Origin of the sequence: Aeromonas sp. FDAARGOS 1405, from assembly GCF_019048265.1 — a bacterium.
Classification (GTDB): Bacteria; Pseudomonadota; Gammaproteobacteria; order Enterobacterales; family Aeromonadaceae; genus Aeromonas; species Aeromonas veronii_A.
Map to the genome: position 1 here is coordinate 4,298,735 of NZ_CP077311.1, position 16,415 is coordinate 4,315,149.

The following is a 16,415-nucleotide window of genomic DNA, read 5'->3' on the forward strand; positions in this document are numbered from 1 at the left end:
GGGATGGCGGTCATTTATCTGGCGATCTTAGTCATCCCATTGCTGGCGGGACTGTGGCAACTGCTGGCGGAGGGGATGGCCGCCTCTCATCTCGCCTTGCTGCTGGCTCAGCCTGGCCTTTGGCATTCCGCTGCGCTGAGCCTGTGGATTGGCGCAGCCTCCACCCTCGGCACTCTGCTGTTGACCGCCCTGATGCTGGCCCACAGCAACAGCCGGGCTTTCGGGCTGCTCCGTCGCCTGCTCTCGCCTATGCTGGCCATGCCCCACGTCGCCTTTGCCATCGGCTTTGCCTTTCTGCTCGCCCCCTCCGGCTGGCTGCTGCGGCTCCTCTCGCCAGCTCTAACGGGGTTTGATCTTCCCCCCGATTGGCAGACCATTCGGGATCCTTGGGGGCTCGGGCTGATTGCACTGCTCGTTTTCAAGGAGACCCCCTTTTTGCTGCTGATGGCGATGGCCGCACAGCAACCCATCCAGCAGGCACGCCAGCTGTGGCTGGGGGCGAGCCTCGGCTTCAGTGCCCCCCAGATCTGGTGGCGCCTGCTGCTGCCCGCCCTCTGGCCTGCCCTGCGCCTGCCCATCTATGCGGTGGCGGCCTACGGAGTGGCGGTGGTGGATCTCGCCCAACTGCTCGGGCCCGATGCCCCCGCCCCGCTGGCGGTGCGGTTGTGGCTCTGGTATCAGGACCCGGATCTGCTCTGGCGCGGCGCCACCGCCAGCGGCGCCCTGCTGCTGCTAGCCATCACGGCGCTGCTTATTGCCATGCTCAGATTACTGGAGTGGCTTCATAAAGAGATGGGCAAAGGCTGCTGGCTCGATGGCAAACGGGCGGCGCCCCACTTCTTTGCCAACCGGCTCGCAGCGGGCTTTGCCTTCACCCTGATCACCCTCAATCTGGCGGTGCTGGCGGCGCTGCTGCTCTGGTCACTGGCGCGCCGCTGGCCCTTTCCCGCCCTCTGGCCCAGCCAGTGGAGCAGTCACTACTGGCTGGATCTGCTGCCAACCCTGCTGCCGCTGCTGACAACCAGCACACTGCTGGCGCTGGTGAGCGGCTTGCTGGCACTGGGAATGGCGGTGTGCAGTCTGGAGGCACAAGCCGGCCGCCGCCCCTGGCCGCTCTGGCTTATCTGCCTGCCGTTGTTGCTGCCGCAAGCGAGCCTGCTGTTTGGTATCCGGCTCGGGCTGGACTGGCTTGCACATGACTCGATAAGCAGCGGCATTGGCTGGGGCTGGGTGCTCTGGAGTCAGCTGCTGTTTGTCTTTCCCTATGTCTATTTGTGTCTGCATGGCCCCTATCGCCAGTTCGATCCGCGGATCACCCAAAGCGCCCTGCTGCTGGGGGCAACGCCATGGCGAGCCTGGTGGCAGGTCAAAGCACCGCTGCTGGCGCGCCCGCTGCTGTTTGCCTTTGCGGTGGGGGCCGCGGTGAGTCTGGCCCAGTATCTGCCGACCCTGCTGTTTGGCGCTGGCAGGGTGGTCACCATCACCACCGAAGCGGTGGCCATCGGCAGCGGCCTCAACCGGCGGCTGGCAGGGCTCTACGGCCTGCTGCAACTGCTGCTGCCGCTCATTATCTATCTGCTGGCACTCTGGCTGCCGGCGCGGATCAATCCGGCGCTCAAAAGGGCACACTGACGATGAATTCTGACCATGGCAACGGCACCATGCTAAGCACCACACCTCTTCGGCTTTACCTTGATGAAAATCTGCTGCTCTCGCTGCCCGCCCTGCAGGTGGCGCCGGGCGAGGTGCTGACCCTGATGGGGCCCAGCGGCTGTGGCAAGAGCTCGCTGCTGGCGGCGCTGGCGGGGGTACTGCCCGGCGCGCAGACAGATAGCGGCCCGATCCGGCTGGAGGGGGAGATAAGACTCGGCGAGCGGCTACTCAACGCCCTACCGCCGCAAGCGCGGCGCATCGGCATGCTGTTTCAGGATGATCTGCTGTTTGACCATCTGACGGTGGCGGAGAACTTGATGTTCGGCATGCCAGCGACCATCAAGGGAAAACGCACACGGCGGGAAAAGGCACTGGCCGCATTGGCACAGGTCGCGCTGGCGGACCAGGCTGACAAGCTGCCGCAGCTGCTGTCAGGGGGTCAGCGAGCGCGGGTCAGCCTGCTGCGGGCACTGTTGGCGGAACCCGACGCCCTGCTGCTGGACGAGCCCTTCTCCCGCCTCGACAAGCCGCTGCGGGCCGCCTTTCGCGAGCTGGTGTTCGCGCAGATCAAGGCGCTGGCCATCCCCGCCATCCTGGTGACCCACGATGCGGAAGACGCGCCGGGCACCATACTCAACCTCACCGAATGCCACTGTTAACCGAGGAGTGTTCACCTTGTTTGATCGCCATCTGATCCCCGTGATCCGCAGCCCCCTCACCCAGCTTGCCAAACCGCTCTGCCGCGCCGGGATCAGCGCCAACCAGATAAGCCTCACCGGCTTTGCCATCGGCATGCTGGCGTTGCCGCTGCTGGCCTTTGGCTGCTATCAATGGGCGCTTGCAGCGATCCTGCTCAACCGTTTGTTGGACGGGCTCGACGGCGCCGTGGCGCGGGAAACCGGCATCACCGACTGCGGCGGCTTTCTCGACATCACGCTCGACTTTATTTTCTACGCCGCTGTGGTGCTGGGCTTTGCCCTCGCCGCCCCTGCCAATGCGCTGCCCGCCGCCACTCTGCTGTTTGCCTTTATGGGTACCGGCTCGAGCTTTCTGGCGTTTGCCATCATGGCGGGCAAGCGGGGGATCGACAATCCGGTCTACCACCACAAGTCCCTCTACTATCTGGGTGGCCTCACCGAGGGGAGCGAGACCATCGCCCTGTTCGTACTGATGTGCCTGTGGCCCGCCGCCTTCGCCCCGCTCGCCTACGGCTTTGCCCTGCTCTGCGCCATCACCACCCTGACCCGACTCTGGAGCGGCTACCACACTCTACGTCCCCCCCAGCCCTAAACAGCACAGCCCTCACAGAAGGGCTAATCCATCGCACGATGAATTGGCGGCAAACAAGGCGCACGGAACACTTGCACGGGGATGACAATGTTTTACCATTGCGACACTTTTGTCAGTCTCTTTGAGAACCCTATGCGTCGCCTTGCCTCTCTTCTCACTCTGTCGTTGTTTCCTCTGCTCGGTGGCTGCAGCAGCACGCCGGCTGCCAAGCCCGTGGTCGTCCCCCAACCCAAGAGCGCCTTCATCAACCAGACGCCGTCGCGAGGCCCCGTTTACAGCCAGGGGGTGAGCAAAGGGGACTTCGCCAATCGCACCAATGTGGACAGATTTGTCCAGAAGATGGTCGAGAAGCACGGTTTTGACAGCGCCCAGCTGCATCAGGTGCTGGCGCAGGCAGAGCGCTACGACTGGATCATCCGTCTGATGGATGCCCAGGCGCCGACCACCAGCAAACCGACTGGCCCGACCGGCGCCTGGAACCGCTACCGCGCCAAGTTCATCACCCCGGACAACGTACAGAACGGCGTCAACTTCTGGCGCGAATACGCAAGCGAGCTGAACCGGGCGGAGCAGATCTACGGGGTGCCGCCGGAGATCATCGTCGGTATTATCGGGGTCGAGACCCGCTGGGGCCGGGTGATGGGCAAGACCCGCATTCTGGATGCGCTGGCCACCCTGGCGTTTGATTACCCGCGCCGTGCCGAGTTCTTCACGAGCGAATTGGAAGCCTTCCTGGTGATGACCCGCGACGAGGGGATGGATCCCACCGAACCCAAGGGCTCCTATGCGGGCGCCATGGGCTACGGCCAGTTTATGCCCTCCAGCTTCCAGCGCTATGCGGTGGACTTTGACGGCAACGGCCACACCAACCTGTGGGATCCGGTTGATGCTATCGGCAGCGTCGCCAACTACTTCAAGGCCCACGGCTGGGAGAAAGGTCAACCGGTCGCGGTGCGCGGTCAGGGCCAACTGCCCGGCTATGAGCATGGCTTCCAGACCCGCTACCCCATCGCCACCCTGCGCCGCGCAGGGCTGACGCCAACCAGCAGCCTGGGCAACCACAGCGAAGCGAGCCTGCTACGCCTCGATGTCGGCACCGGCTACCAATACTGGTACGGCCTGCCCAACTACTACACAATCACCCGTTACAACCACAGCACCCACTACGCCATGGCGGTGTGGCAGCTGGGGCTGGCGGTGAAGGCGGCGCGCTGACAGACCGCGAGCAGCAGATAAAAAAGGAGCCTTAACGGCTCCTTTTTATACCAATTACTTTATTTATTCACGGTAGATTGACCCGAAATCAGACCCCGGCCTTGGCCAGTGCCGCGGAGACGATCTGCTGGGCCTCTTGCTGGATGAGGTCGAGGTGCGCGTCGCCCTTGAAGCTCTCCATATAGATCTTGTAGATGGACTCGGTGCCGGAGGGGCGCGCCGCGAACCAGCCGTTCTCGGTCACCACCTTGAGACCGCCGATGGCAGCATCGTTGCCCGGCGCCTTGGTCAGCTTGGCGATGATGGGCTCACCGGCCAGGGTGGAGGCTTCTACCAGAGCAGGATCCAGCTTGGAGAGCACCGCTTTCTGGGCGCTGTTGGCCGGGGCGTCAATACGGCGATAGCTGGAGCGGCCGAACTTGGTTTCCAGTGCATCGTAGTGGGCTTGCGGATCCTTGCCGGTGACCGCCAGAATTTCCGCCGCCAGCAGCGCCAGAATGAAGCCATCCTTATCGGTGGTCCAGACGGTGCCATCTTTGCGCAGGAAGGAGGCGCCCGCGCTCTCCTCGCCACCAAAGCCGAACTCCCCGCTGTAGAGGCCATCCACGAACCACTTGAAGCCGACCGGCACCTCTTTCAGGGTACGGCCAATCTCGCCGGCAACCCGGTCGATCATGGAGGAAGAGACCAGCGTCTTGCCGACGGCCGCATCGGCAGACCAGCCGGTGCGATGGGTAAACAGATACTGGATTGCCACCGCCAGATAGTGGTTCGGGTTCATCAGGCCGGACTTGGTAACGATGCCGTGACGGTCGTAGTCAGGGTCGTTGCCAAGGGCGATGTCGAACTTGTCCTTGAGAGCGATCAGGCTGGCCATGGCGAACGGGCTGGAGCAGTCCATCCGGATCTTGCCATCTTTATCCAGGGTCATGAAGGAGAAGGTCGGGTCGACCTTGTAGTTCACCACCTCGATGTTCAGGCCATAGGTCTTGGCGATGACGTCCCAGTAGGCGACGCCGGAACCGCCCAGCGGATCGACACCGATCTTGATGCCTGCATTCTTGATGGCGTCCATGTCCAGCACGTTCTTCAGATCATCCACATAGGGGGTGACATAGTCGTGCTCGACCACGAACGGGCTCTTGAGCGCCTCGGCGAACGGCATCCGTTTCACGCCGGCCAGACCCGCTTCCAGAATGGCGTTGGCACGGTCTTCCACCCACTTGGTGATCTCCCCTTCGGCGGGGCCACCATGGGGCGGGTTGTACTTGAAGCCACCATCTTCCGGCGGGTTGTGGGACGGGGTGATCACCACGCCGTCAGCACGGGCAGCCGGTTTGCCTGCATTGTGGCGCAGGATGGCGTGCGAGATGACCGGGGTCGGGGTAAAGCCGAGGCCAGCCTGAATACGGGTTTCAACGCCGTTGGCGGCCAGCACTTCGACTGCGCTGGCAAAGGCGGATTCGGACAGGGCGTGGGTATCCATGCCGACAAACAGCGGGCCAGTGATGCCGGCCTGCTGGCGATACTCCACCAGGGCCTGAGTCACCGCCAGAATATGGGATTCGGTAAAGGCGCTGTACAGGGCGCTGCCACGGTGGCCGGAGGTACCGAAGGCAACTCGCTGCTCGGGGCGGCTCATGTCCGGCTTGTTAAGGTAGTAGGCGCTGACCAGACGGGGAATGTTGGTCAGGTCGCTTAAACGGGCCGGCTGACCGGCGTGGGGATGCTGAGCCATGGCGTTTTCCTTGCGTAATGGCGGCCTTGCCGGGCAAGGCCTGAGTCTTGAAAAACCGTTAGATTGCGCCGCACACCTGCGCGATCACCTCGTCACCGTAACCCATGCTGCTCATCAGCTGGGCCACCATATTCTGCTTGCGACTGGTGTTGGTGTTGGTGATCACCCAGAACGGGGTCTCCGGTACCGGCTTGGGCTTGGTGGTGCTGCCACTGGCGCGCAGAGCCTCGGGATCCCGTGAGAAATAGACGCGCTTGCGCCCCTTGATTTCGGTGGCCTGGGTAAACCCGACCGGATCGTCCCGGTAGAGGGTACTCAGCACCAGCATAAAGCGGTTGATGGACTTCTCTTCCTTTTGCAGCTCACCGGAATCGAGCAGGGCTTGCAGCCCTTGTTGGGTGGCTACCGCACTGGGCTGCGCGACGGCAACGGGCTCGGCAACCGGCACACCTTGGTGAGCAGGCTGTTCCAGCAGACGGCGCAGGATATCGGAGGCACTCTCACCGATGTGCCGGGTCTGGCTGGCGATATAGAAGTAGAGATCGTCATCAAGCTCGATGGTTTTCATAGGGATGCGCTGGACTCGTCGAAATTCGGATGCGGCGATTATACATAGGCAAACCCGACAGCCCAAGCAAGGGGCTGGCAGATGTACATGAATCTCATCGAGAATACGGCATAATAGCGGGCCAAGTGTGTGATCAGCCGCACTGATAGCCGATCCGGATGGGATTTTTTAGAAAAAAAACCACATTTATTTCCCATCCGCTGGACGAAATCCTTTTCTTTCCAGTGCGTTAAATAAAACAGCGATACGCACTCACGACCGACAAGGTGTCATTTTGCAACAAAACAGCATATTGAACTTCAAGGAGCAGGGTCAGGGCGCGGCAGTCATTCTGATCCACGGCCTGTTTGGCAGCCTCGACAACCTCGGCCTGCTGGCCCGCGCCCTCGGCGAGCACTATCGGGTCATCAGCGTCGATCTGCGCAACCACGGTGCCTCCTTTCATAGCAGCGAGATGAGCTATCCGGCCCAGGCAGCCGATATCCTGACCCTTATGGATCGGCTGAATATTGCCGAAGCGACCCTGATTGGCCACTCGATGGGTGGCAAGGTGGCGATGCAGGTCGCCAAACTGGCGCCCACGCGGGTGAGCAAACTGGTGGTAGCTGACATGGCGCCGGTCGCCTATCCCCACTCCCGCCACCAGAATGTGTTCGCCGGACTCAACGCCACGCTGAGCACGCCGCCGCAAAGCCGCAGTGAAGCGGAAGCCATGCTGGCGCAGCATATCGAGATCGCCGGGGTACGCCAGTTCCTGCTCAAATCCTTCGCCAGAGGCGAGCATGGCTGGGGTTGGCGCTTCAATGTGCCCACCCTTGAGCAAAACTACGCCAACATCATGGGCTGGCCCGAGGATGAGCGCCGCTTCGAGGGGCCGGTGCTCTTTATCAAGGGGGGGGATTCTGACTATATGCAGCCCCAATACAGCGAGACGGCACTGGCTCAATTCCCGGCGGCAAAGGTGCGTGTCATCGCGGGTACCGGCCACTGGCTGCATGCGGAAAAACCGACTCTGTTCAACAAATTGGTTGTGGATTTCCTGTCGACAGGCGGTTAACAGTTTCAAATCCTTTGTGATATAGTGCGCCCGTCATAAGGAGTGCGCGCAATCCATGCTAAGTGAACATATCGACCTGATCGAAAGTTTGGGCCTCAAGTTATTCTTTGTGGCCATTTTCATATTGATTGGCCTGGCCATTCAGGACGTGCTCAAGCGCGGCAACGTGCCCCGTTTCGGTCGTTTTATCGTCTGGTTGGTACTGTTTCTGGGTTGTGCGGGTTTTGTCGCCAAGGGGCTGATCGAACTGGGCTGGGAAGGCTCAGGACTCGGCTAACTTATTTTCATCTGTGATGTATGGCCAAACAGCAAACTGATCGAACAACACTGGATCTGTTCGCAAATGAGAAGCGCCCCGGCAGGCCAAAGACCAATCCACTCCCCCGCGAGACCCAGCTCAAGATCAACAAGCGTAACCAGCTTAAGCGCGATCGGGAAAATGGGCTGAAGCGGGTAGAGTTAAAGGTGGAGGCCGAGTTGCTGGAGCGCCTGAACCAACTTGCGTTACAACAGAACATCAGCCGAGCCGAGCTGATCCAATCTATCCTGAAACAACAGATTGAGTCCGCCTTTGCGGTGGACATTGCAGTCTGAGCGTTGAGCATTAACACCAAATACGGGTAACTAAACACTATGGCAAGTGTAGGTCTGTTTTTTGGCAGCGATACCGGTAACACCGAAGCTGTCGCCAAGATGATCCAGAAAGAGCTGGGCAAAAACCTGATTGAAGTCCGTGACATCGCCAAGAGCAGCAAGGCCGACATCGAGAGCTTTGATCTGCTGATGTTCGGCATCCCGACTTGGTACTACGGCGAAGCCCAGGCCGACTGGGACGACTTCTTCCCCGATCTGGGCGAAATCGACTTCACCAACAAGCTGGTCGCCATCTTCGGTTGCGGTGATCAGGAAGACTATTCCGAGTACTTCCTCGACGCCATGGGCACCCTGCGCGACATCGTCGAAGCCAAAGGCGCCATCATCATCGGTCACTGGCCGACTGCTGGCTACGAGTTCGAAGCCTCCAAGGCACTGGTCGATGACAAGCACTTTGTCGGTCTGGGTATCGATGAAGATCGCCAGCCGGAGCTGACCGCCGAGCGCGTCAAGGGCTGGTGCAAGCAGCTGCACGAAGAGATGTGCCTGGGCGAGCTGGAGTAATCCGCCTCCCCTCATACCTCTGACAACAAGGGCCCCGACGGGGCCCTTGTTGTATCTGCTTGTTGCGATGCCTGCCTTTATTCTTCCCTGTTATTCACCTCTGTGCTCCGGTTTGGCCCGCACATAGAGGGTGCGCTTGACCTGCGCCACCAGCTCGCCGCTCTTGTCCTGTACCGTCACCTCGAATTCGGGGAAGTGCTTGTTGCCACCTTCGGTCGCCGCCACGATTTCGGCCAGCTTGCCCTCGGTCAGGTTGAACTCGGCCACCAGCTTGCCCTTGCCCGGCTTGATGTAGTTGATGCTGCCCGCCTTGTCCCAGACGTAGTAGCGATTCTTGAAGTAGCCCATCAGCATCAGCGGATAGATGGGGTCCGTCATGGCAAACATGCTGCCGCCAAACTGGGTGCGGTTGGCGTTCTTGTTCCACCAGCGGGATTTGAGGGTCACCCGGCAGTAGCGAAAGTCATCGCTCAGGGTCTCTATCTTGATACCGGCGCCCCAGAAAGGGGGCCAGGCGTTGAGTGCGCGGCGCACCCAGGCCGCATTGTCAAAAAGCCAATCCATGGATCTCATCCGACCAGAATATGAAAGTTACATCTTATCAACATCTGCCATGCCAGCAAGTCGGACGACACGATTGATTATTTCAATCCAGCCGGCCATTTATGGCTAAACCCCTTGAATTGCTGGGTTTATTTTTAGGGAGGCTACGACCTATAATGACAGGCCAAGCGAGTTCAAGGTTGCCATTCCTGCGGCAGTCCATCAGAATAACCCCACCTTCGAGAATGCGAATAAGTAGAATATGGCAGACAACAACCAAGCGTTAAAAAAGGCCGGGCTCAAGATCACCTTGCCCCGGGTCAAAATCCTGGAAATCCTGCAACAGCCGGACTGCCAGCACACCAGCGCCGAAGATCTCTATAAACGACTGATCGACCTGGGTGAAGAGATTGGTCTCGCTACCGTCTATCGCGTTCTCAACCAGTTTGATGATGCCGGTATCGTTACCCGTCACCACTTCGAAGGTGGCAAGTCGGTATTCGAACTGGCCACTCAGGAGCATCACGACCACCTGGTTTGCCTCGACTGCGGCAAGGTGATCGAGTTCTCCGACGAAGTGATCGAACAGCGTCAGCGCGAGATCGCCAAGAAATTCAATATCCGTCTCACCAACCACAGCCTCTACCTCTACGGTCATTGTGCTACCGGTGAGTGCAAGCACGACGAATAAGTCGCACGTGACTTGCAGATAACGGACAATAAAAAAGCCAGCATTAGCTGGCTTTTTTATTGTCCGGCGCAGGCCGCTGGCAGCACACAGGGCAGGGTCTCCCCTGCCCCATCGGCTTAGCCTTCTACCTTGCCCCAGGAGTCGCGCAGGGCAACGGTGCGGTTAAACACCAGATGCTCCGGGCTGGAGAGCTTGTTGTCGGCGCAGAAGTAACCTTCACGCTCGAACTGGTAAGCCTGCTCCGGCTTGGCGTTCTTCAGGGATGCCTCAACACGGGCCCCCTCGATGATCACCAGAGATTCCGGGTTCAGCGCTGCTTCGAAGTCATCCTCGGCGCCCGGGTTCGGCACCTTGAACAGACGATCGTAGAGACGCACTTCGGCTGGCAGGGAGTGAGTGGCGCTGACCCAGTGGATCACCCCTTTCACCTTGCGGCCATCGGCCGGATCCTTGCCCAGGGTCTCGGGGTCGTAGGAGCAGTAGATGCAGGTGACCTTGCCATCGGCATCTTTCTCGATGCGCTCGGCCTTGATCACATAGGCATTGCGCAGACGCACTTCCTTGCCCAGCACCAGACGCTTGAACTGCTTGTTCGCCTCTTCTTTGAAGTCCGCTTCATCGATGAAGATCTCGCGGGTGAAGTTCAACTCGCGGGTACCCATCTCGGCATTGCTCGGGTGGGCCGGGGCAGTCAGCACTTCGTCGGCAGCCAGGTTCTCGATGACCACTTTCACCGGATGCAGCACGGCCATGGCGCGCGGTGCATGCTCGTTGAGGTCTTCGCGGATGCAGGCTTCCAACATGCTCATCTCGACGATGTTGTCCTGCTTGGTCACACCGATGCGCTTGCAGAACTCGCGGATGGAGGCCGGGGTGTAACCACGACGACGCAGACCGGAGACGGTCAGCATGCGCGGGTCATCCCAACCATCGACGTGCTTCTCGGTCACCAGCAGGTTCAGCTTGCGCTTGGACATGACGGTGTATTCGAGGTTCAGACGAGAGAACTCGTACTGACGGGGGTGGCAATCGATGGTGATGTTGTCCAGCACCCAGTCATACAGACGACGGTTGTCCTGGAACTCCAGGGTACAGATGGAGTGGGTGATCCCTTCCAGCGCGTCCGAGATGCAGTGGGTGAAGTCATACATCGGGTAGATGCACCACTTGTCACCGGTCTGGTGGTGGTGGGCAAACTTGATGCGGTAGATAACCGGATCACGCATCACCATGAAGGGGGATGCCATGTCGATCTTGGCGCGCAGGCAGGCGGTGCCTTCGGCGAACTCGCCGTTCTTCATCTTGGCAAACAGCGCCAGGTTCTCTTCCACGCTGCGATCGCGGAACGGGCTGTTCTTGCCGGCTTCAGTCAGGGTGCCACGGTACTCGCGCATCTGCTCGGGCGTCAGCTCGTCCACATAGGCCAGACCCTTTTCAATCAGCTCGATGGCGTAGCCGTGCAGCTTGTCGAAATAGTCGGAGGAGTAGCAGATCTCGCCATTCCACTGGAAGCCGAGCCACTGTACGTCCTGCTTGATGGACTCTACGTACTCGATATCTTCCTTCACCGGGTTGGTGTCATCGAAACGCAGGTTGCACTGGCCCTGATAGTCGCGGGCGATGCCGAAGTTCAGGCAGATGGACTTGGCGTGGCCGATATGGAGATAACCGTTCGGCTCGGGCGGAAAACGGGTATGCACGCTGCTGTGCTTACCGCTGGCCAGATCTTCATCAATGATCTGACGAATAAAGTTAGTTGGGCTGTTCGCCTGACTCATGGCTCACCTCAAAAAAGCGTCACTGGCGGAAGTTGTGCCGGCTGGCACCCTCATCCCCCCGCCGTCAAGCCGGGTATGATCCCTTATTACGGGCGCTGTCTCAACCTGAATTTGGCACTTCCGGGCCATTTCCCGGCCATTGCACCGCTAAAAACGGCGTGGCTTGGCACATTGCACACAAAATGCATAAAAAAGCCCCGCACTGGGCGGGGCTGAAAGTGATGAAAAACACAAAACAGACAATTACACACAACAAAGGCTCACACGCACAGTCAACCTTTCCCAAACCCGATGCGCCATCGCCCTTGGGAAAGGCGGGTCTTGCGACCCACCTCATGTTAACGGTTGACTGCTATCAGTTCAGTTCGGTGACGCGGCTGGTGCGCTTGCCATCGAAGCTGGTGGTACGCAGGTAGACCTTGCCATTCACGCTCGGCTTGGCCGCGGCGTCATAGGCACTCCAGTTGGTACCGTCCAGGCTGTACTGGATGGGCAGACCCGGCAGATCCACGTTCGCTTCCAGCACACCGTTCACTACCTTGGCACCCGGTACGGAGAGGCGGTATTCAACACCGGCCTGATCCAGTTTCGGCAGCACGCGCTGACCCAGTACGTTGGCAAACTGGTTCCACTCTTTGTTGAGGGTGGCCTTGTTGACGAACTTGGTCTCGCCGGAGAACTCGCGACCCTTCACATAGTTCAGCTCGAAGCCACCTTTGTGCCAGGCACGCTCGGCCACGGAGAAGATACGCGGGTAGACCATGTACTCGTACTGAGCATCGGTACGCACGGTTTCACTCCACTGCTGACCGGAGATCCCCTTGAACTTGACCGGATCCTGGTCACCCTTGGCCACGAAGGCGTTGCCGTCGCGGTCAACCGAGGTCTCGGCGTTCTGCGGCAGGTTTTCCGGGGCAAAGGCGAACACCTTGCGGGTGTCGTTGAAACGGGTTGCCCAGTAGTAGCCACGCTCAGCCGGGTGTACCTCGTTCGGGAAGTCGAAGTAGAGGTAATCCGGGTTGGACAGGACCACTTCGTAACCCTTGTGCGCCCACTTCATCGCTTCGTTGAAGCCACCCCAGTAGAGGGTTTCCCAGAAGTTGACACGGGTGTTGTCGGTGGCGAAGTCCTTGGCGCTGTTGGCGTACTTCAGACCATCTTCCCACGCCTGCAGGGTGGAGAAGCCGTGGCCCTTGACCATCTCGCCCACTTCCTTGGCGAAGTAAACCGGCAGTTCAGCAACGTCCTTGATCTTGCCATCGTCGATCATCTTCTGGCACATCGGGGACTTGCCAAACGGCTTGTCCTGCTTGCTGGAGTCGACGTTGCCTTTCCAGGCGACCAGCTCTTCTTTCTTGGTGACGGCCGGATCCTGATAGCCACCGCCCTGCATGATGTTCTTCGCCTCATCACCACCGTAGTGCCATGCGGTCAGTGGCTGACCGGCGGCCTGGTGCATCTGGGCAACTTCATCCATTACCTTGGCCACGAAGGTGGCAGCACCCGGCTGGCAAGGGTTGATGAAGGACATCTTGTCGTAGAACTGGACCGAAGTGACGTTGGAGGTGTCAGCCGGATCAGTCAGACGGAACTGGTTGGCTTCCGCCTCTTTGCCTTCTGCCATCAGACGCTTGTAGCGCGCTTCCATGGAGACCACGGCAGCACGGGCGTGGGCCGGCATGTTGATCTCGGGGATCACGGTCACACCGCGGGCCTTGGCATAACGCACCAGATCCACGTAGTCAGACTTGCTGTAGAAACCGGAACCCTGGTTGTCGCTGGTCGGGCCGGAACCCAGTTGCGGCATCAGGCACTTGGTTTCGGACTCGTCGTGGCAACGCTGGCTACCGACCTGGGTCAGCTCCGGCAGACCCGGGATCTCCAGACGCCAGCCTTCATCGTTGGTCAGGCCAAGGTGCAGCACGTTGAGCTTCATGGCAGACATCTGGTCAACCAGCTTCTTCATGGTATCCAGACTGCGGAAGTGACGGGCCACGTCGGTCTGCATGCCACGGTATTCAAAGCGCGGCGCATCCTCGACGGTCATCGGGCTCACCAGCTTGTCATCAACACCCAGCAGGGAGATCAGGGATTGTGCACCCCAGAATGCCCCGTCGATGTCGCGACCCTGGATCACTGTGCCCTTCTGACCGATGGTCATGTCATAACCTTCAGCCTGCTTGAGCTTGCTGCCGAGCTTGATGGTCACCGGGTAGCCGGTGTCGGAGAGGGTAACACCCAGCTTGGTCAGTTGAGCCTTCAGGGCCTCGGCGCGATCGCTCGGCAAGTCCAGGGCATTGAGTTTGATGGTAGAGAAGTCAACCTGCGGGCCAGCTTTGACTACCTGCTTCATCGGGGTCGGCAGGATCTGGTTGTCAATCTTGCCAGCCGGCAGCAGGGTACTGGTCTGGTTGGCTGCGAAACGGGTCTCGCTGTTCATCAGGATGTTCTTGTCATCCTTGGTACGCTTCCAGCCATCGGCCGGCATCGGCTTCTCGTAGGTGCTGGCATCATTGATGTTGCTCATGCTGGCCAGTACTTTCGGCTCGGCACCTTCGCTGGCGACATACCAGTTCGGCATGATGTCAGATTCGAACAGTACCCAGTATTCCACCACCAATGGCACTTCGACCGTGGCATCCTTGGCAAAGCCCTGGAACTTCTCGGTTGGCGTCAAACGATAGAGATCGCCGGTCAGGTGAGTGATGGTGAACTGGTCGTTATCCACACGCTGGATACGACGGATGGAGGAGACGTAGATGCTCCAGTCTTTGGAGGTGACGTCAGCACCGGTATTGGTCAGGTGCAGCTTGGCAACGCCACAGCTCGCCCACTCGGAACCCAGCGCCTGGCAATCGAGGCCGGCACCGGCACCGTCGTTGGTGACCACTTCATACTTGACCACCAGGTTGTTGGCAAGGGAGTCGACCACGGCCTGCTTGGCGGCATCGGCTGCCTGGACCTGGCTGACAAAAACGGTAGACATGGCAATGGCTAACAGAGAATGTTTCAAGTTCATAACTGCTGCTCTCATTTGAAGTAAAGGTTGGATTTTCTTGGCTTTTTTATATGGGGCCCCTGAGCGGGGCCCTTAGTTATGTCAACAATGGACTTAGACTTGAGGTGAGCGAGTCGCTCGATTAACGCAGGGCTTTCATCTCACCGGCGATGATTTCGGCCAATGGGCCCAGAATCACCTGCAGGTTCTGCTCACCGAGTTTGACCACACCGGCCGCACCCAGGGCTTTCAGCTTGCGCTCATCGACGATGCTGCGGTCTTTCAGAGTCAGACGCAGACGGGTGATGCAGGCATCGATGGAGACCAGGTTCTCTTGACCACCCAGCACTTCCAGGTATTGCTTGGCCAGCTCGGTACGGTTGGTAGATTGAGCGGCAGCCGGAGCAGTCTCTTCGTCATCTTCACGACCCGGGGTTTTCAGGTTCAGCTTGGCAATCACTACGCGGAACACTGTGTAGTAGAGGCCGAAGAAGACCAGACCCTGAGGGATCAGCATGTACCAGTTGGTCGCCAGCGGGTTACGGCTGGAGAGCACCATATCCACCAGACCGGCACTGAAACCGAAACCGGCCATCCACTGCATGGAGGCTGCGATGAACACGGAGATACCGGTCAGCACAGCGTGAATGACATACAGTACCGGCGCCACGAACATGAAGGAGAACTCGAGCGGCTCGGTAACACCGGTGAAGAAGGAGGCAAAGGCAGCTGCGATCATGATGGAAGCAACTTTCTCTTTGTTCTCTTTCTTGGCGGAGTGGTAGATGGCCAGAGCAGCGCCCGGCAGACCGAACATCATGATGGGGAAGAAGCCAGCCTGGTACATACCGACCACGCCTTTCACCTGATCCAGGCTCTTGCCTGCGGCCAGAGCGGCATCGATGGTAGCCTGACCACCCAGGAAGTTAGGGATGTCGTTGATACCGGCCACGTTGAACCAGAATACGGAGTTCAGGGCGTGGTGCAGACCGATCGGGATCAGCAGACGGTTGAAGAAGGCGTAGATACCGGCACCGGTAGAGCCCAGGCTCACGATGGACTCACCGAAGGAGACCAGACCACCGTAGATTGCCGGCCATACGGCCATCAGGATGAAGGATACAACGATCATCACCACGGAGGTTACGATCGGTACCAGACGACGACCGGAGAAGAAGGAGAGTGCCTTGTGCAGCTCAACGCTGCTGAAGCGGTTGTAGAGCTCAGCGGCGATAACACCACACAGGATACCCACGAACTGGTTGCTGATCTTGGCAAACGCGGCAGGAACCTGCTCCACCGGGATGCTCTTGATCTGGGCCACAGCGCCCGGGCTCAGCAGAGTGGTCACGACCAGGAAGCCAACCAGACCTGCCAGGGCAGCAGAACCGTCTTTATCCTTGGACATACCGTAGGCGACACCGACTGCGAACAGTACGGACATGTTGTCGATAATGGCGGCACCCGCCTTGATCAGGAAGGCAGCCAGCGCACTGTCACCACCCCAACCATTCGGGTCAATCCAGTAGCCAACCCCCATCAGGATCGCTGCGGCAGGCAATACCGCTACCGGCACCATCAGGGCACGGCCGATCTTTTGCAAATAACCGAGAATGTTCACGGTTCCTCTCCTTAGTTAATGTTTTTCTAGAAATTAAGTGCTTATCACGTTTGACGCATAAGCCATCAAGGCTTGATTGGCAGTCTAGGACTTTTATTTCGCTGC

At 59.3% G+C, this 16,415-nt stretch carries 15 protein-coding genes; 9 read left to right on the forward strand and 6 right to left on the reverse strand.

Annotated elements, in window-relative coordinates:
- The first annotated feature begins 3 nt into the window (after nt 1-3).
- The 4 genes from I6L35_RS19645 (at nt 4) to mltB (ending at nt 4,158) form a co-directional block, all read left to right on the forward strand.
- On the forward strand, nt 4-1,632 hold the full coding sequence (locus I6L35_RS19645; protein WP_216979101.1) for an ABC transporter permease: 1,629 nt from the start codon (nt 4-6) through the stop codon (nt 1,630-1,632).
- 29 nt (nt 1,633-1,661) lie between these two features.
- Nucleotides 1,662-2,312, forward strand: coding sequence for an ATP-binding cassette domain-containing protein (locus tag I6L35_RS19650; protein ID WP_216980331.1), 651 nt, complete (start codon nt 1,662-1,664; stop codon nt 2,310-2,312).
- Between the two features lie 16 nt (nt 2,313-2,328).
- Complete coding sequence (locus I6L35_RS19655) at nt 2,329-2,943, forward strand: CDP-alcohol phosphatidyltransferase family protein (RefSeq protein ID WP_216979102.1); 615 nt, start codon at nt 2,329-2,331, stop codon at nt 2,941-2,943.
- 132 nt (nt 2,944-3,075) lie between these two features.
- A complete protein-coding gene (gene mltB / locus I6L35_RS19660) occupies nt 3,076-4,158 on the forward strand; it encodes a lytic murein transglycosylase B (RefSeq protein ID WP_216979103.1) in 1,083 nt (360 codons plus the stop codon).
- Between the two features lie 88 nt (nt 4,159-4,246).
- On the opposite strand, the gene pgm is transcribed toward mltB, so the two are convergent.
- Together pgm and seqA are read right to left on the reverse strand one after the other, a co-directional pair.
- Nucleotides 4,247-5,896: a phosphoglucomutase (alpha-D-glucose-1,6-bisphosphate-dependent) gene (gene pgm / locus I6L35_RS19665; protein ID WP_216979104.1), complete on the reverse strand. Its 1,650-nt coding sequence runs from the start codon at nt 5,894-5,896 to the stop codon at nt 4,247-4,249.
- Between the two features lie 58 nt (nt 5,897-5,954).
- Nucleotides 5,955-6,464, reverse strand: coding sequence for a replication initiation negative regulator SeqA (gene seqA, locus I6L35_RS19670; protein ID WP_216979105.1), 510 nt, complete (start codon nt 6,462-6,464; stop codon nt 5,955-5,957).
- Nucleotides 6,465-6,738: 274 nt separating this feature from the next.
- Here seqA and I6L35_RS19675 point away from each other — a divergent pair, with 274 nt between their 5' ends.
- From I6L35_RS19675 to fldA, 4 genes are read left to right on the forward strand one after another with little or no spacing between them, the layout of a single operon-like run.
- The gene (locus tag I6L35_RS19675) at nt 6,739-7,521 is read left to right on the forward strand and encodes an alpha/beta fold hydrolase (protein ID WP_254204503.1); all 783 of its coding nucleotides are present in this window, start codon (nt 6,739-6,741) and stop codon (nt 7,519-7,521) included.
- A 55-nt stretch (nt 7,522-7,576) separates the two neighbouring features.
- On the forward strand, nt 7,577-7,798 hold the full coding sequence (locus I6L35_RS19680) for a DUF2788 domain-containing protein (RefSeq protein ID WP_005334296.1): 222 nt from the start codon (nt 7,577-7,579) through the stop codon (nt 7,796-7,798).
- A 20-nt stretch (nt 7,799-7,818) separates the two neighbouring features.
- On the forward strand, nt 7,819-8,115 hold the full coding sequence (ybfE, locus tag I6L35_RS19685) for a LexA regulated protein (protein WP_005334297.1): 297 nt from the start codon (nt 7,819-7,821) through the stop codon (nt 8,113-8,115).
- Between the two features lie 39 nt (nt 8,116-8,154).
- Entirely contained in the window at nt 8,155-8,679 is a 525-nt protein-coding gene (fldA, locus tag I6L35_RS19690) for a flavodoxin FldA (protein WP_005334298.1), read from the forward strand.
- 90 nt (nt 8,680-8,769) lie between these two features.
- Here fldA and I6L35_RS19695 read toward each other — a convergent pair whose 3' ends face one another.
- Nucleotides 8,770-9,243: a DUF4442 domain-containing protein gene (locus I6L35_RS19695; protein WP_005334300.1), complete on the reverse strand. Its 474-nt coding sequence runs from the start codon at nt 9,241-9,243 to the stop codon at nt 8,770-8,772.
- Between the two features lie 241 nt (nt 9,244-9,484).
- Here I6L35_RS19695 and fur point away from each other — a divergent pair, with 241 nt between their 5' ends.
- Nucleotides 9,485-9,913 (forward strand): ferric iron uptake transcriptional regulator, encoded by a 429-nt coding sequence (fur, locus tag I6L35_RS19700; RefSeq protein ID WP_005334301.1) that lies wholly within the window; start codon nt 9,485-9,487, stop codon nt 9,911-9,913.
- A gap of 116 nt (nt 9,914-10,029) precedes the next feature.
- Here the strand turns inward: fur and glnS are convergent, their stop codons facing one another.
- The 3 genes from glnS to nagE all read right to left on the reverse strand — a co-directional run bounded on the left by glnS (nt 10,030) and on the right by nagE (nt 16,310).
- Nucleotides 10,030-11,691 carry a glutamine--tRNA ligase gene (gene glnS, locus I6L35_RS19705; protein WP_005334302.1) on the reverse strand — a complete coding sequence of 554 codons (1,662 nt, stop codon included), beginning with the start codon at nt 11,689-11,691 and terminating at the stop codon, nt 10,030-10,032.
- A 355-nt stretch (nt 11,692-12,046) separates the two neighbouring features.
- Nucleotides 12,047-14,710 carry a beta-N-acetylhexosaminidase gene (locus I6L35_RS19710; protein WP_216979106.1) on the reverse strand — a complete coding sequence of 888 codons (2,664 nt, stop codon included), beginning with the start codon at nt 14,708-14,710 and terminating at the stop codon, nt 12,047-12,049.
- Nucleotides 14,711-14,831: 121 nt separating this feature from the next.
- Nucleotides 14,832-16,310: an N-acetylglucosamine-specific PTS transporter subunit IIBC gene (gene nagE / locus I6L35_RS19715; RefSeq protein WP_076492426.1), complete on the reverse strand. Its 1,479-nt coding sequence runs from the start codon at nt 16,308-16,310 to the stop codon at nt 14,832-14,834.
- Between the last annotated feature and the right edge of the window lie 105 nt (nt 16,311-16,415).

Excerpts from the sequence above, each read along its gene's own strand:
- I6L35_RS19645 (WP_216979101.1), top strand. The coding sequence starts at position 4 with ATGGCGGTCATTTATCTGGCGATCTTAGTCATCCCATTGCTGGCGGGA.
- I6L35_RS19650 (WP_216980331.1), top strand. The coding sequence starts at position 1,662 with ATGCTAAGCACCACACCTCTTCGGCTTTACCTTGATGAAAATCTGCTG.
- mltB (WP_216979103.1), top strand. The coding sequence starts at position 3,076 with ATGCGTCGCCTTGCCTCTCTTCTCACTCTGTCGTTGTTTCCTCTGCTC.
- pgm (WP_216979104.1), bottom strand. The coding sequence starts at position 5,896 with ATGGCTCAGCATCCCCACGCCGGTCAGCCGGCCCGTTTAAGCGACCTG.
- seqA (WP_216979105.1), bottom strand. The coding sequence starts at position 6,464 with ATGAAAACCATCGAGCTTGATGACGATCTCTACTTCTATATCGCCAGC.
- I6L35_RS19680 (WP_005334296.1), top strand. The coding sequence starts at position 7,577 with ATGCTAAGTGAACATATCGACCTGATCGAAAGTTTGGGCCTCAAGTTA.
- ybfE (WP_005334297.1), top strand. The coding sequence starts at position 7,819 with ATGGCCAAACAGCAAACTGATCGAACAACACTGGATCTGTTCGCAAAT.
- fldA (WP_005334298.1), top strand. The coding sequence starts at position 8,155 with ATGGCAAGTGTAGGTCTGTTTTTTGGCAGCGATACCGGTAACACCGAA.
- I6L35_RS19695 (WP_005334300.1), bottom strand. The coding sequence starts at position 9,243 with ATGGATTGGCTTTTTGACAATGCGGCCTGGGTGCGCCGCGCACTCAAC.
- fur (WP_005334301.1), top strand. The coding sequence starts at position 9,485 with ATGGCAGACAACAACCAAGCGTTAAAAAAGGCCGGGCTCAAGATCACC.
- glnS (WP_005334302.1), bottom strand. The coding sequence starts at position 11,691 with ATGAGTCAGGCGAACAGCCCAACTAACTTTATTCGTCAGATCATTGAT.
- I6L35_RS19710 (WP_216979106.1), bottom strand. The coding sequence starts at position 14,710 with ATGAACTTGAAACATTCTCTGTTAGCCATTGCCATGTCTACCGTTTTT.